This window comes from Verrucomicrobia bacterium S94 (genome assembly GCA_004299845.1).
Lineage (GTDB): Bacteria > Verrucomicrobiota > Kiritimatiellia > Kiritimatiellales > Pontiellaceae > Pontiella.
In genome coordinates, this window is record CP036201.1 from 1,167,612 (window position 1) to 1,182,959 (window position 15,348).

General features: G+C 51.6%; 11 protein-coding genes. 1 reads left to right on the forward strand and 10 read right to left on the reverse strand.

Translation table 11 applies throughout. The annotated features are described in order from the left end of the window. Positions 1-3 precede the first annotated feature (3 nt). The 10 genes from EGM51_04915 to EGM51_04960 all read right to left on the reverse strand — a co-directional run bounded on the left by EGM51_04915 (position 4) and on the right by EGM51_04960 (position 12,497). Entirely contained in the window at positions 4-1,566 is a 1,563-nt protein-coding gene (locus tag EGM51_04915; GenBank protein ID QBG46765.1) for a hypothetical protein, read from the reverse strand. 115 nt (positions 1,567-1,681) lie between these two features. Then, on the reverse strand, positions 1,682-3,619 hold the full coding sequence (locus EGM51_04920) for an FAD-dependent oxidoreductase (GenBank protein ID QBG46766.1): 1,938 nt from the start codon (positions 3,617-3,619) through the stop codon (positions 1,682-1,684). A gap of 248 nt (positions 3,620-3,867) precedes the next feature. Further along, the gene (locus tag EGM51_04925; protein ID QBG46767.1) at positions 3,868-5,853 is read right to left on the reverse strand and encodes a hypothetical protein; all 1,986 of its coding nucleotides are present in this window, start codon (positions 5,851-5,853) and stop codon (positions 3,868-3,870) included. Between the two features lie 168 nt (positions 5,854-6,021). After that, complete coding sequence (locus tag EGM51_04930) at positions 6,022-7,515, reverse strand: DUF229 domain-containing protein (GenBank protein QBG46768.1); 1,494 nt, start codon at positions 7,513-7,515, stop codon at positions 6,022-6,024. Beyond that, positions 7,512-8,453, reverse strand: a complete 942-nt coding sequence (locus EGM51_04935) for a hypothetical protein (GenBank protein QBG46769.1) — start codon at positions 8,451-8,453, stop codon at positions 7,512-7,514. Before EGM51_04935 ends, EGM51_04930 begins: the two co-directional genes overlap by 4 nt. Beyond that, positions 8,450-8,629 (reverse strand): hypothetical protein, encoded by a 180-nt coding sequence (locus EGM51_04940; protein ID QBG46770.1) that lies wholly within the window; start codon positions 8,627-8,629, stop codon positions 8,450-8,452. Before EGM51_04940 ends, EGM51_04935 begins: the two co-directional genes overlap by 4 nt. Before the next feature lie 2 nt (positions 8,630-8,631). After that, a complete protein-coding gene (locus EGM51_04945; protein QBG46771.1) occupies positions 8,632-10,104 on the reverse strand; it encodes a DUF4976 domain-containing protein in 1,473 nt (490 codons plus the stop codon). 12 nt (positions 10,105-10,116) lie between these two features. Continuing rightward, positions 10,117-11,604, reverse strand: a complete 1,488-nt coding sequence (locus EGM51_04950) for a sulfatase (GenBank protein QBG46772.1) — start codon at positions 11,602-11,604, stop codon at positions 10,117-10,119. Positions 11,605-11,727: 123 nt separating this feature from the next. After that, a complete protein-coding gene (locus EGM51_04955) occupies positions 11,728-12,234 on the reverse strand; it encodes a hypothetical protein (GenBank protein ID QBG46773.1) in 507 nt (168 codons plus the stop codon). After that, positions 12,102-12,497 (reverse strand): hypothetical protein, encoded by a 396-nt coding sequence (locus tag EGM51_04960; protein ID QBG46774.1) that lies wholly within the window; start codon positions 12,495-12,497, stop codon positions 12,102-12,104. The genes EGM51_04955 and EGM51_04960 overlap by 133 nt, the downstream gene beginning before the upstream one ends. A gap of 154 nt (positions 12,498-12,651) precedes the next feature. Here EGM51_04960 and EGM51_04965 point away from each other — a divergent pair, with 154 nt between their 5' ends. Further along, entirely contained in the window at positions 12,652-15,273 is a 2,622-nt protein-coding gene (locus tag EGM51_04965) for a hypothetical protein (GenBank protein QBG46775.1), read from the forward strand. The last annotated feature ends 75 nt before the right edge of the window (positions 15,274-15,348 follow it).

Below are 15,348 nucleotides of genomic sequence, written 5' to 3' on the forward strand. Positions count from 1 at the left end.
TCCTTATTTTACCCAATTCAGATAATAGCCGCCTTCGGATGCCATGGGCAGGTCATCCGTGCGGAAAGGTCCGGCCGGAAGGCCGGCCCGGTTATACAGCGTCGGCGTCACCCATTTATGCCACCCGTAACGTACGTAAACCGGGGAGGACACTCCTTCAGCCGTCAGAACAATTTTTCCGTTTTTCAACGCCGCTACAGCGGGTTTGAACAGGCCGTCGCTTCCGGCCAGTTCAAACGTGTTTTCGCCGCCGGATTTCAGGGTCAGCTCTTCCGAGTCAAAAGAGAGCACTGCTTCCGAACCCTGGAATTCCACGTTTTTAAAACGCGGACCTTTGCAGACCAGATCCTTTTCCCCGTAAACTTTATTCCGGGCCAGCAAGCCCAACCGATATCCGGCGATATCCTTGGAGTGGGGGTGAATATCCTCCTTTTCGCCGCCGTCGAGCAGGATGGCGATTCCGGTGTTCGGAACATGATCGGCCACCCATTGCTGGGCATCGCGGACTTCCGGCCAGTGGGCATCATCGCCCCACCCGAGCGTCGCAAGCTGGCAGAAAAAGAACGGCAGGTCCGGTTTACCGAATTCGCTGCGCCACTCTTCGATCAGTGTGGAAAAGACCGTGCGATAGTGCAGGCCGGCTTTCTGACTGGCATTGTTTTCTCCCTGATACCAGATGACGCCTTTGACGGTGTAGGGGATGGTTTGGGTCAACATATTTTCGTAGAGTCCGCATGGGCGTTTAAAATTGCGTGGACCCATGATTTCCTGCGGTTTTTTCACCTTTTTTCCCTCTTTCCGGAGGCGGCTGTATTCCTTTTTTGCCCGGCTGTATTCTTTCAGGGCATTTTCATAATCGGCATCGGTTGGAAATTCGCGGGCAACATGCCGATCATACGCGTCAATGGTTCGTTTCAGCTCCGGTTTACTGCTTAGCGTTTCGCGGCTCATCCAGGCTTCTGCAGGAGTTCCCCCGGTGGCACAGACCACAATACCTACCGGGACATCAAGATGTTTGCGCAGCTCCTTTGCAAAATAGTAGGCCGTTCCGGAAAACTCCTTTATATTTACGGAATTTGTTTCCAGCCATTGGGGCTGACGTCCTTTGTTATGCCCGGGAAAGTGATTCTGCGGAATGGTACAGAACCGCAGCAGCGCATCGTCTGCGCGATCCATTTCCGGTTGTGTTTTGCGTTTGTAGGTCTGCATTGTTGTGGCCATGTTGGACTGGCCGCCCGCCAGCCAGACCTCTCCGACCAGGACATTGCCGATGGAAGATTGCAGACGGCCGGAGGAATAGAAGTTGAGATCACGGCTTTCACCGGACGCAGGAAGAGGGGACAGTTTTACCAGCCAGTGTCCTTCGGGATCGGCCGTTATGGATTTTTTCTGTCCGGCAAATTCAACCGTCACGTTTTCGCCCGGGTTCGCAGTTCCCCAGATATTTACCGGTTCGTTACGCTGCAGAACCATCCCTTCAGAAAAAATTCCGGCGGGTTTAACCGCAGCCTGCAAAGAAATGGCGGCCAGCAGGGTGGACGATATAAGTACTCTGAACATGGTCATATAATTCCCTTAGGTTAAGTGTATGAAAAATAAACGAAAGCAAACGCGCTAATCATACGCTACCCCCGGAAAAATAAACCGGCAATCACCCGGATTGCCGGATAACAGCATTGCTTTACGAGTATGCGCGGACTTCAAAAATCTTGGCCGTCGGTTTTCCGTGCGTCTCCTGAATCCGGAGGCGAATGGCCGTTGCTTTCACCTGGGGAAACTCGACCCGGATTCTGCGGACCAGATTGTTTTGCACCCGGGCCACTTCTTTCCACTGACCGTTCACCTGTGCTTCAACCGTCATGGCTTTGATCAATTCCGGCGGAACAGACGTATGCTGCCCCTTGTTTTTAGCCGGATTTTTATGCATGGCGATTTTTTTATGGAGCTGGGTATCGGCCTTGAGTTCAACGGTGGAAACTTCTACCGGTTTTTCCCAGACTACCTGGAGCTCCGCCGGCAGGTTGATGGATTCCCAATGATGCAGCTCGCCGTAGATATCGCGTCCAATCCCATCGGTCAGCAGCGCCGTATCCCCGCTTTTAGCCGGGGAGCCGAACAGCTGTCCGCTGCGAACGAGATCCTTCGGATCATTGGCCGGACGGTTGGGAATGAAAACATCATCGCGGATCAGCTGTTCCTGAAGTTCCTTGATGTGCTCCCGGCCGATCTGCCGGGGATTTTTACCGTATTTGAGGCACAGGGCCGCCGCCGTACCAACGGCCTGTCCCATGAGCGCACAGGTGCTGATAATACGGGTGGAGGAGAGGGCAATATGAGAGCAGCTCGCATTGCGTCCGGCAAACTGCAGATTGGTAATATTTCTTGAATAGAGGCTGCGGTAGGGGATTTCGTAGAGTTTCGAGAATCCCTTGTGGAAATAACTCGCCGGTTCTTTCAGGTTCTCAATTCCGCCCGGATTATGTTCATCCAGCGACCAGCCGCCATAGGCAACAGCGTCCTCGAAATGACGGTATTCCAGCAGATCGTTCTGCGTGAGAATATGATCGCCCATAAAGCGGCGCGATTCCCGGCGGCCGGGAATAGAGCCGATCCAGTCCAGTGCCAGATTTTCCGCTTCCGGGAAATCGCCGGAATTTTTCACATAATCCCAGACGCCGTAGAAGTAGGCCATCAGTTTATGCCGGATTTCTTCGCGGTTTCCGATGATGTCAAAATCATCGCCGACTTCGATCCACCAGAAACCTTCTTTAACCTGTTTGATTCTCCGGTGTTTATCTTTAAAGGCGGTTTCGTGGTCAAAGGGAAGGGCATATTCCGGCGGATGGAACGGTACGGGGCGCCCCATATCCTTAGTGATCATCATAATGCAGTCACCCATGACCCATCCATCCGGTTTTTCCGGAGCAAAGGATTCATTGAATTCGGCGCGGCCTTCGCGGCCGGTACGGTATTCCGCACCCGCCGTTGCGGCCAGCAGGCCGTCGCCGGAGCAGTCGATAAACTGTTTCGCATGAATGGTATATTCGGTTTCGTTGGTATATCCCCAACAGACCGCCGCCTTGATTTTATTACCATCCATAACCGCTTCTGTGGCCTGTGTATTGAGCATCAGAGTCAGATTAGGTTCACGGTGGACAAAATTGTACAGTACATGGTCCCAGACCGGATAGGATTCCTGCGGGTTGTAATACCAGTTTTCGATCATGATTTCTTCAATGATCCCGGTTTCGCGCTCTACCCGCAGTTCTTTCGGAGCATCGCGCAGACCATGCACGCCGTTCACGGTCACGCGCATTTCACTGGAGGCATTGCCGCCCAGCACCGGACGGTCCTGAACCAGCACGGTTTTTACTCCGGAACGTGCCGCCGCAATTGCTGCCGAAATTCCGGCCATTCCGCCTCCCAGTACGGCTATGTCAAAATCGAGCGTTTCTTTGCGTTTCGGCAGGCCTGTTTTTCCGGTACTCATCTGCAGCCATTTGTCGGTGACGCGTTTGCCGCTTTCATTATAGGCAATCGCTGCTTCTCCGTTCATGGAAACCAGTCCGGCCGCACCCAGTGTACCGGCTGATGTTTTAAAAAAGCTTCTACGTTTCATTGCTGAAAAACTCCTCGTCTGAATTTAATCAAACAAGGTAGATTCACGTCGGGATTTTCAATAGAGCGATTAGCGTAAAAAACATACTTTTTTTTGCCACCGGGACCATGGAGCATCCTGGATACGGAGTCCTCTCGGACCGTATTCTGTATCTGCCGGTATACCTGTTTTAAAAAAGATCAGCTGTATCGGCGTGTTCCGGTCGCGCGGTTTTCAGTACATTCAAAAAGCCTGAACTTTGCATGGATTCACTTCACCAGTACCTTTTTGAAGGTGCTCTGAACCGCGCGGTTTTCATGGCCGTGCATCGGGATACTTTTCAATACAAACCAGTAGGCTTCGCCCGGTTTCAGCGGACCCGCATCATAGGTCAGTTCCAGGGTGCCTTTCGGAGGCATCCGCCGGCGTAATGCTTTGAGTTTTTCCGTGGTATGCACATGCTGAAGCTCCACAAAAACATCGAGTGTCTGCCGGTTTTCGAACTCGACTTCAAAGGTGATTTTACCTGAAGCCGGAATCCGGTCGGGGAAGGTGTGGCTGACCACTCCCTCTTTCAGCGGTTCGCCCCAGACATGAAAATCGGCATCTTTAAAGCGGGAAAGTCCCGGCTGCTTTGCACCGTCAGAATGCGCGAAGAGTCCGGCATAAAATTCCGCTCCCAGATCCGCGATGGTTTCGCCGGTTTTTTCCCAGTTCATATCATTGCTTGAAGAGATAAAGGAGGTTATGCGGTTTCCCCGTTTTTCCATACGAAGCCAATAGGGGGCCCTCAGACTTTGTTTTCTGATAACTTTTCCTTCATTTTCAAAAACGAATCCGTCTGTCCGGGAGATTGTTGAGGAAACGGTGCGCGCATCAGGGCCGAGGTTTTCGCGAAACATCAGTCCGGACAGAACTGTTTCAGGAGAAATATCCTGCGAAAGAACCAGAACGCGGGCGGAAATATCGCCGGTCATTTTCCGATATATAAAACGCCCATGCCGGCCGCTGCCGGAGGCTTCAACACGGAACGTATTGAACCTTGTATTAAATCCGGTTTTTCCGGGCGAAGGCACAGGACCCAGGTCGACAACTTGCCAGGGCGCAGGCAGCGGGGTGGTATAAACCTGAGCAGTCTCGGCATCTACTATTCTCCGGATGTGCCGGTTAAATCCGTCACCGTCGAACGGAACAACAATAATTTTACTGCCGTGATTATCGCTGCCCCGATCTTTTCCTTTGTGCACATCGATCACAGAAAAATTGAATGCTTTAACCATACCGTTTTCGGTATAAACCGTCGGGCGCTGAACAATATTCCAGTCGTTCCGGATTCCGTCTGTATAACGGAAAATCCCGGCCTTTTTATGAAAAGCCAGCCCCCGGTTTGACCAGTTATGAATGCCGTCTTCCGATGTCAGATGATAGGTGATATCCCCGCCGCCATGGTGATTGACGACAATGTGATAAATTCCGTCGCTGTACCAGATGGTTGGATCTTCATTTTTAAACTGCGGCATATTCTCCAAACCTTCCCAGGCCCGTCCGTTCAGCATTTTATAGGGTCCGAGGATGCCGTTATCGCTGATCATCGGAACGCAGTGGCGGGCCAGCATCATGTAGCGGTTGTCCGGGCGCAGGATAATCATCACATTTGAAAGATGACCCAGTACTCCGGCACGTACCGCTCCGTCATCAAGTTCATCATACCGCGCCCAGCCTTCATAAAAACCATTGGGATCAATAATGAATTCTCCCAGATGCTGAAACGGACCGAAAGGGGAGGACGATACAAAAACATTGCCGGGAGTAACTTCGCTGCTGATCAGAGCATAACGGCCGTCATGCATGCGCAGTCCCACCACATTGTGTCCGGACCCGTTGTTCCACTGCGGCCAGGTTTCTCCCAGATCGGTGTACGGTCCGCAGAAGTTATCACTGACGGCATGAATGCCTTTGGACTGTTTATTCCATCCGGCACTGTGCGAATAAGCCTGATTCCAGCGGCTGGCATACATGTGGTACCGGCCGTCATCATCTTTAACAATGCTGCCGTCCCAGTAGCACCAGTTTTCCAAGGTCGGATCTTCAAGCCCATTATCGATATCGCGGGGCAGTACATGATCTGCGCCCCAGATACCGTCTGAAACCCTATTTCGAGGTTCCATAGGCAGAAAGAAGTCGATCAATGTTTTTTCTCCGGCATTCACCAGGGTTGATGTCAGAACGAGTGCTGTTACAGGGGTCAGTTTCATAAAATCTCCAGTAACCGCCATCATGATCTCTAGTTCGGGCGGGTGATATATACAATTGCGTAAACTTTATTTACGCATACACCGAAACGCATTCTGCGGGTATAAATCCGCAGTAATCCCGCGGCAGAACATGCCGGGCGGCCGTCTTTCAGAATGATCCGGTTATTTTTACATGCTGCGGTTTGCGGGAAGATGGTTTTTCAGCCGGTTTGCAACGATACGGTATTTTTCTTTGTAGTTGGAGGGATGCATCAGATTGGTGATTTCTCCGGGGTCTACACTGTGATCGTACAGTTCTTCGGATCCGTCGCTGTAGCTGATGTAGTGCCATTGATCGTGTACAACGCCGATCTGGGTTCCGCCGGTGCTGGTAATAACAGCCGGTTCAGTTCGCTTTGCTTCAGGATTTTCAAGAAGGGGAAGCAGACTGGTTCCATCCAGTTTATGCGGCGCTTTCAGCCCAAGCAACTCAACGAGAGTGGGGTAGATATCAATCATGGATACCGCTGAATCCGCTGTACCGGTTTTTCCGTTCGGCATACGGATAATCATCGGCATGCCGGATGCTCCCCGCCAGACCTTTGCTTTACCCAGGCGGTCTTTTTCACCGAGCTGATACCCGTGATCGCCCATAAGGATCACGATGGTGTTATCGGCATACCCGCTCTTTTCCAGGCCATCGAGCAGAATGCCTACTGCCGCATCGGCATAGGTGGTACAGGCATAGTAGGCATGCCGCAGATAAGCCCATTCCTCCGGCCAGTCTTTCACATATTTTGCAAACCAGTCCTTTCCGGCTCCGGCGGCTTTCGGAAGATCCATGATGTCGTCCGGCGGAATATCAGGCATTATAAGGCGATGTTTATGTTCCTCGGTTTGGTAGAGATCAAAAAATTCCTTAGGGCAGATCAGTGGAATATGAGGGCGGAAAATGCCGCAGGCCAGCAGCCACGGTTTTTCATCCGGCGACGGGGCCGATTTCAGCTTCGGATCGGACCGATCTTTATTCAACCAGGCCGCGGCCCATTCCGCCGTATTCCAGTCCAGGGTATCGGTCGGTTCGATATCCTCTTCGAGAGGCCCCCAGACCCAGGTTGATTTCAGCCGTTTCCGGTCTTTCGGATCAACCTGAACACGGGTGTTCAGTACCCATTTAGGCAGACCGTCCGGCTGATGAAAACGGTTCTTGAAATCGTGTCCGAAATATTTTCCGCCAGAGATACCCGGCTGATACGTCCAGGATTGAGGGTCCGACTGCGGGTCCGGAAGATCACGGGAACCACGACGGTGATGAAACACTTTGCCGGCGGCTATGGTGTGATACCCATTGGCCTTCAGCAACTGCGGGAAAGTGATCAGATCTTTAGCCGGCGCGGTTTCCCTGAAGTGCTGGGTGTTGTTGAAAACTCCGTTATTTTCCGGCCGCTGTCCCACCATCATCGAAACGCGCGAAGGATTGCATGAAGGGCAGGCTGAATAGGCGTTGGTAAATTTGATGCCGGTTTCGGCAAACCGGTCGATGTTCGGGGTAAATGCCGGGCCGTCGAAACAGCCGATCGAGGTGTTCAGATCGTCGACCATGATCAGCAGAATATTGGGCCTGTCTTCTGCAAACAGGCTTAATGTCAGGAAAAAGCTTCCAAATATAAGCTGCAATTTCACGACTGAACCTCCTTCTTTTCATTCTTCACGATGTTCTGCATATCACGGTCAAAGGCTTCTCCATCGAAAGGAACCACAACAATTTTGCTGGCATGGTTGTCGTTGGCACGGTCCTGTCCTTTGGTCACGTCGATGACGGAAAAAATAAAATGGGTCACGTGACCGGTCTGTTCATCGACGCAGGCGGTCGGGCGTTCCACAAACTGCCAGTCGTTGATGGTGCCGTCGGTATATCTGAATATTTTCGATTCGTCTTTTTTAAAAGCAATACCACGGTATTTCCAGTCGTGGATGCCGTCGATGGAACTGAAATGGTGTGAGGTTTTGGACGGCCAATGGTTATAGACCATGTGATACATTCCGCCACTGTACCAGACCGTCGGATCTTCGTTTTTCGACTGCGGCAGCTGCGGATAGTGTTTGTACACGCGGTCACTCATGATTTTGTAAGGTCCCAGAATACCGCTTTCGCTGATCATGACACAGGTTGAACGCGGAACAATCATGTAGCGGCCGTCCGGACGCAGCAGCACTTTTACATTGGACATATGGCCTTTGCCGCCCTGATATGCCGCGAGTCCCGGGTTGAATCCGTTGGCTTCCCATTGGATGGTCCCCAGCAATTCAAACGGACCGTCAGGGGAATCTGAAACAAAAACCTCCCCCTGTGTGATTTCACTGGTCACCACGGCGTACCGGCCGTCGTGCATGCGCAGACCGATGACATTATGGCCTTTGCCGTCCTTCCATTGCGGGTAGACCAGCCCCAGATCCCGGTATGGTCCCATAATGTTTTCACTGACGGCATGGATGGCTTTTGAGTTTTCCTTCCAGCCGGTTGAGTGAGGGAAAGAATGATGCCAGCGGCTCGCATACATATGATATCTGCCGGCATCATCCTTAACAATCCGTCCATCCCAGTAACACCAGTTTTTCAACGTTGAATCTTCGAGTCCGTTTCTGATATCCCGGGGCAGCACATTCGGATTCCCCAGATGCCCTCGGAAACCAGAGGTCCCAGAGGTTCCATGGGCAGAAAATAATCCACCAGCGATTTGCCGGAACAGACCTGGCTGCAGATTCCGAATACGATAAAAGGGAGAAGTTTTTTCATTATTATCCTTTAAGCACATACGGACGTTTGTTTTTCAGTCCGGGTTCATCAAACTGCTTCATCTGTTTGAACAGTTCATTCTGCAGCCGTTCGGCAATTTCCGCATATTCCGGGTTATTGTATTGATTCACCAGTTCATCCGGATCCTTCTGCAGATCGAACAGCCAAGGTTTTTCATTTTTATCCAGCACCAGTTTGTAGCGTCCGTCGACCGCCGCCACCCACCAGCCGCCACTTTTGGCAAAATAGGTAATTCGGTTGCCGGTTACCGTTTTTTCCGGGCTGAGGAAATCGGCGGAGGTGTCGGAACCATGGAAGGTTGCATCGGTATTTACGCCCATCAATGCCAGGGTGGTGGGGGTGAAGTCGCAGTTGGTATATGCCTTATTGATCACTTTTCCGGAAGGAATGGCTTTCGGATAGCGGATGACATAGGGAATTTTGGCTGAGGCCTCGTAGGGTACCCCTTTGTTGTGCCGGTTGTGTTCATAGAACATATCGCCGTGGTCGGCAGTAAACACAACAATCGTATTCTCCTTCAGTCCGTTTTTATCGAGAAAGGTCAGGATACGACCGACTGAATCATCGATATGTTTCACCATGCCGAAATACTGACGCAGTGGTTTGGGATCGAACCCGTCGGCTTCATTTTTATCCATTTTATTCAGCGGTTTGGCCCAGCCCGGTTTAGCGGCGGTATATTCCGGGGCCTGTGTTTTCGGCGGCTGGAGATCCATGTGATCATACATCGTGTGGTAGGGCGGGCGGGCATAATCCGGGGTATGCGGGTCGGGAATCGAGAGCATTACGGCAAACGGCTTGTCCTTATCCCGTTCGAGAATTTCCAGCGTTTTATCGGTGAAGAAATCGGTCATGTGTACCACTTCATCTTTCGGCAGTTTGTCCGCAGTTTTTTCGCCGATGCCTCCCTTGAACACGGCGTTGTTTTTCACCTGGAAAAACGGAGCGTGGCCGCCGCGCATCATGTAGGTGTTATCTGCAAAGCCGGCTTTGTACTCAATTCCGAAGCTGTATTTGTCGTGGCCGTCCAGATGCCATTTGCCGACATAGGAAGTTGCATAGCCGTTTTCAGTAAGAATGGAGGCAAAGGTAGGGATATCCTGCCGGATGCGGTCACCGTTTTTCGGAGCACCGGTCGCCTGGGGATACAGACCGGTGATCAGCGAGGCGCGTGACGGGGTACAGACCGGGGAGGAACAGTAGTAGTTGTTGCAGATGGCCCCTTCGTGCGCAATGGAGTCAATATTCGGAGTGTCGACTCCGTAGTCTTTTCCCCAGACAAAGGCCTGTTCCGGACTCAGCTGTTCGCGGTAACAGCCCAGCGTCCTGAAGTTATGTTCGTCGGTGTGAATAATAAGCAGGTTCGGTTTTTTTGATTTTGCAGCCAGTGTAGTGCGCGCCATGCTGCTGAAACCGGCTGCGGTCATGATGGATGAAAACTGACGTCTGTTCATTTTTATCTCTCCTTAATCTATGGTTGGGGCCCCGGTTTTGCGCAGTTCAAAGCAGCGTTGAGCCATTGATTGTATTTTGGATTTATATTCCGGGTTACGGATCAGATTGTTTTTCTCAGCAAGGTCATGTTTCAGGTTGTACAGACCGAAAGGCTGCATTACGCCGGGCTCCAGCAGTTTTTCAGGTTTGAATTTAAAATCCGGAACGTTTTCCGCAGCTTTCAGGATCAGTTTCCAATCGCCCTCGCGAATCGCCCAGCATGGTCCTCCGGATTGCTGGTGCATTAAAACGGTGTGTCGTTCCGCCGGTTTCCGCCCCTGGAAAACGGGGATTAAGTTGAGTGAATCTTTGATGAGATTGCGATCAACCGGCCGGCCGGCCAGCGTGGCGACGGTTGCCACCATATCGTGGGAAACAATCGGCTCATCGCAAACCGAACCCGCTTTGATTTTTCCCGGCCAGACCGCAATGAACGGTACGCGGTGTCCGCCTTCCATAATGGAACCTTTGCTGCCGCTGAGTCCGTTGGAAGTGTTATGTCCGGCTTTTTTCATATCCTTATCCCAGGACAGTCCGCCGTTATCGGAGGTAAAGACAAAGAGCGTATTGTTGTATACCCCGGCCTCTTTCAGCGCGCGAACCAGCATGCCGACCTGTACATCGAGCTCTTTGATCATGTCACCGTGTTTGCCCGGCGTGGTTCCCCTGATTCCGACCCCGTCCAGCTCTTCCGGCGGAGCGTGAGGGATGTGTACAGCCTGCGAACAGTAATAGATAAAAAAAGGCGCGGCGGCATGAGTAGAGATGTAGGCGACGGCTTTTTCAGCCAGCATCGGTCCGGCCAGAGTCGGATCCCAGTTGGAGTCGGCTATGCCGCCGCGATCGAGATGTTTTTTTGAGGTGGAATAATGTGTCTGGTCGGCATCAATTTCGGTGATGACCGAATCGTCGGCCAGTTTCATCCAGACCTGGTTTTCATAGAAGGCAAAGGGAATGTTCTGAATGCCTTCGGGCAGTTCGAGCGCATAATCAAAACCGAAGTGAAGGGCTCCGCCGGACAGTTTTTTCCAGTCGATCGGATACCTCAGCCAGGAACTGCCCAACCCCCACTTTCCGAAAAATGCAGTCTGGTATCCGCCCGCTTTAGCCAATCGGGCAATCGTGGTGAATCCACCCTTATCGATGCCGGATTTTTCTTCCGGCTTCCAGACGCCGAACGGTTTGTGATTCCGGTAGGAATAATTTCCGGTCAGCATTGAAAAGCGGGTGGGGGCGCATAGTGATGCAGGAGAGTGAGCGTCGGTAAAGTGCATGCCTTCAGCAATCAGACGGTCAATGTTCGGCGTTTCCACCGTGGGGACTTTTCTGCCCTTCGAACGTTGGTAAAAGCTGATATCACCCAGACCGATATCATCGGCCATCACCAGAACCACATTCGGTTTTCCGTTTGCGAGCACTGCGCACAGAAGCACTGCCGTACCTATTCCGATTCTAAACATCCCGTTTTCTCGTTTAATGGTGTATATGTAACGCTATACGATACACCAGCAGGACGGGAAATGGGTTCAATATTGCGGAAAAGACATGTGTTATTTCGTCACTTCAGGGACTTTGTTTTTCCGTTAACCCGGATAGCCGAATTTCCGTGAAATCGTTAGGGCGGATTCCACAACCTTTTTTCCAACCATCGGGAATTTTTTCTCGGTGAGATTAAACGAAGTGCCCGTGGCCCAGATCATGGCAATCGGATAGCCGGCGTGGTCGCGGATGACGGTGCCGACGCAGTGACAGCCTTCGAATTCTTCGGCCAGATCTGTGGCGTAGCCTTTTTCCCGTATTCGGGCAATTTCGGCCATCATGGCTTTTCTGGTGGTGATGGTGCGTTCATTGAATTTGGTTAAGGTGATTTTTGAAAGGATTTCGTCGCGTTCGTCATCGGGCAGAAAGGCCAGCAGGGCTTTGCCCGGAGCACCGGAGTGCAGATTGAAACGGGAGCCTAGATCGACGGAGAATTTAAAGGGGCTTCCTCCGGTAGCCTGTTCGAGAATGACGCCTTGTGTCCCTCGAGCACAGCGAGATAAACAGACGCGTTGACGGCATCGCGCAAGTGGAGCATTTCGCTGAACGATGCTTCGACAATTTTTCGGTCACCCATCGCGGTTGCTCCGAGCGACATCATTTTGCGGGTAAGAAAATAACGCCTCGTTGGCTCATCACGCGCAATATACCCATGATCAATCAGCGTTTCTGTAATTCGGTACACGCTGTTTTTTGAGATTTCGAGCGCATCAATCATCTCCTTTTGGGTCATTCCCTGAGGGTGATCCGCCAAGAGCTGAAAAATATGCAGAGCTCGTTCCAGATTGGGGACGTGGTATTTGCTGTCTGCCATGGAAGTTGTCCTTTATGTATTTTATTTAAAATTGCGTCTTCAAAACGGGTGAACGTACGTCTATATTATGAATGGTATTTAGACAGTAGGGATATATATGAAACCAAAGGCATTATGGATAGGAAAATGCGTGCAAAAAACGGCACGCTTCGGGATGTTGATTTTTCTTGTTATTCCGATGGCAGGAAGTGGCCGGGAAAACTCTGCAGCCTCGCTTCGCGCTGCTATTGAATATCTATCCGCAACTTTTGGAGAGGAGTATCCGCATGGTGCAGAATATCTTCGCCGGTTGGAGCAGATTTCAGATGAAACAACCCCGGCTTTTACAAACCTGCAGCGAGAGGCATTGCTGAATCATCCTCATGTGAAGGGGTATGATTGGTTGGTAGAGGTGCGGAATCAGTATTGGGGCAGTCATGGGCCGATCAATACCATGTTCCAGAACGGGGATGTGAACAAAGGTGACCTTGCCGGTATTAAGCATTGGCACAGTCACGGCGGCCGTCTGGAAGTGATATCTATTCAGGATGACGGATCCGTTGTGCGTAAAGCCGTGCTGGCGGAGGAGCCTGAGGGGACGCTGCGTGATGTGGATGTGCATTTTGACGGGAAGAAAATTCTTTATTCGATGCGGCGCAATAAAGAGGATGATTATCACCTTTATGAAATGGATCTGGAGACCCGGGAAACCCGTCAGTTGACATTCGGTTCCATGATTTCCGACGTGGATCCCATCTATATGCCGGATGGAATGATTATTTTCAGTTCCACCCGCGATCCGAAGTTCTGTCAATGCAACCGTCATATTTCCAACAATCTGTTTTCCATGGAAGGCGACGGAGCGAATATTCAGCAGATCAGTTTCAATGCTCTGGCTGATTTTCATTCCAGCCTGATGCCCGACGGCCGTGTACTTTACAGTCGCTGGGAGTATGTGGATCGACATTTCGGTCCGTCGCTGGGGCTGTGGACGACCAATCCCGATGGAACCCGCCATGCACTTTTTATGGGTAATAATGCCTGGAGCCCAGGGTTTATAGGGGATGCGCGGGTGATTCCGGGGACCGATCGGGTGGTCTGTATTTATGGGGCATGCCATGATTTGCCGTGGGGGGCTTTGGCTGTTGTGGATCGTTCGAAAGGGCTGGAGGGTCCGGAATCCGTCATTCATATGTGGCCGGAATCGGGGCGTGCTCTGATTTCGCCGGATGATGAAAGTAATCAGGACATGAAGCATGCATGGCATATCGATAAATTCCGCAAACTGCCGGTGCGTTATGAGGATCCCTATCCGGTTCACCATGTGGAAGCCGGAGAGGGTGGCGGGTATTTCTTTCTGGTGGCGAAGGCGTTGGACGGGCCGTTGGTCGCCTATAAAAATGCATGGAAAAAGGATCCGGTCAATATGGCGATTGTTCTGGTGGATGTGTTCGGTAATGAGGTGGTGGTTTATGAACTTGATGAACCGCATCAGAGTCCGTACGGACCGGTGCCGCTGGCGGCGCGTCCGAAGCCGCCTGTAATACCGAATGCGGTTGATTTCTCCCGGGATTACGGACAGCTTTATGTGAACGATGTTTATCTGGGCACAGGTAACGAGATGACCGGGCTGAAACGCGGCGAAATTAAATATCTGCGTATTGTCGAAGCCCCGCCGCGCAGAATGTGGACGGAAGGACAGATCTGGGGTATCGATGCCGCGCAGGTGACCGCAATGAACTGGAACCTGACCAATAATAAAAAGATTCTCGGGGATGTCCCCGTGGAAGAAGACGGATCGGCATTTTTCAGCATTCCGGCAGATACTTTTGTGCAGATTCTTGCGTTGGATGAAAATAAACAGATGGTTCAGGCGATGCGATCCGGCACCGTGGTGCGTCCCGGGGAAACCCAGGGCTGTATCGGTTGTCATGAAAACCGGCTCGATGCTCCCTCGGCCACCAATCCGTTTCCGTTGGCCATGCGGCGCCCGCCGAGCCGGCTGGAACCCTGGCTGGATACGCCGAGTGTGGAGGACGCTAAACCCTTTAATTATCTTACCGATGTGCAGCCGGTTTTTGATCGGCACTGTGTCAGCTGCCACGACTACGGTACCGAAGGGGGCGAAGTGCTGAATCTGTGCGGCGACCTGAGCTTGCCGTTTAATGTTTCCTATACTGAATTGATGGCTAAATCGGGATTACGTTATGAAGGCGTCGGCGAAAAGCTGGTGAATGCTGTACAGGACGGTCCGCCCGGCGTTTTACCTGCCTATGCCTGGGGATCGCATCGTAGCAAACTGGTTCGTGTGTTGCAGGAAGGGCATTATGATGTGAGTTTATCCGACGACGAGATGCACCGCATTATCAGCTGGATTGATGTGAATGCCGTCTATTATGGAGCCTATGCTTCGTATTACAACGGTCGGAATCCGATCCTTTCGCTGAAGGATGGATGGAACAAACAGAAAAAAGTGATGCTGGGCATGGAAAACCGGAAAAAAATTGCGGAATATTATGTGAAACATGGCCATTTGATTAATTTTTCGCGACCAGAGCTTAGTCCGGTTTTGAGAAAAATCCAGGATGAGACACAACGAGCGGAAGTGTTGGCCGTTTTACAGGAGGCATCTGCTCTTCTTGCAGAATATCCGCGGGAAGATCAGACGAATTCCAACGTGGCACAATCCGCAATCGACAAGCATAATGATGCGCGTTTTATGTCGACCCGCAGGGCTAAAGAAGAGGCCGTTAGGGCCATTCTTGAGGGCCGGAAGGTCTACCCGTTTAAAGAGTAGTTTTCCGAGGGATAAAAAGAGCGGCCAATTACTGTCCCGAACGGGGAGCCGTGTTCGTCACCTGCAAAATAGATA

Bases quoted from the DNA above. Each gene is read 5' to 3' on its own strand.
- EGM51_04965 (QBG46775.1), top strand. From the start codon at position 12,652: ATGTTGATTTTTCTTGTTATTCCGATGGCAGGAAGTGGCCGGGAAAAC.
- EGM51_04925 (QBG46767.1), bottom strand. From the start codon at position 5,853: ATGAAACTGACCCCTGTAACAGCACTCGTTCTGACATCAACCCTGGTG.
- EGM51_04960 (QBG46774.1), bottom strand. From the start codon at position 12,497: ATGGCAGACAGCAAATACCACGTCCCCAATCTGGAACGAGCTCTGCAT.
- EGM51_04915 (QBG46765.1), bottom strand. From the start codon at position 1,566: ATGACCATGTTCAGAGTACTTATATCGTCCACCCTGCTGGCCGCCATT.
- EGM51_04950 (QBG46772.1), bottom strand. From the start codon at position 11,604: ATGTTTAGAATCGGAATAGGTACGGCAGTGCTTCTGTGCGCAGTGCTC.
- EGM51_04945 (QBG46771.1), bottom strand. From the start codon at position 10,104: ATGAACAGACGTCAGTTTTCATCCATCATGACCGCAGCCGGTTTCAGC.
- EGM51_04940 (QBG46770.1), bottom strand. From the start codon at position 8,629: ATGAAAAAACTTCTCCCTTTTATCGTATTCGGAATCTGCAGCCAGGTC.
- EGM51_04920 (QBG46766.1), bottom strand. From the start codon at position 3,619: ATGAAACGTAGAAGCTTTTTTAAAACATCAGCCGGTACACTGGGTGCG.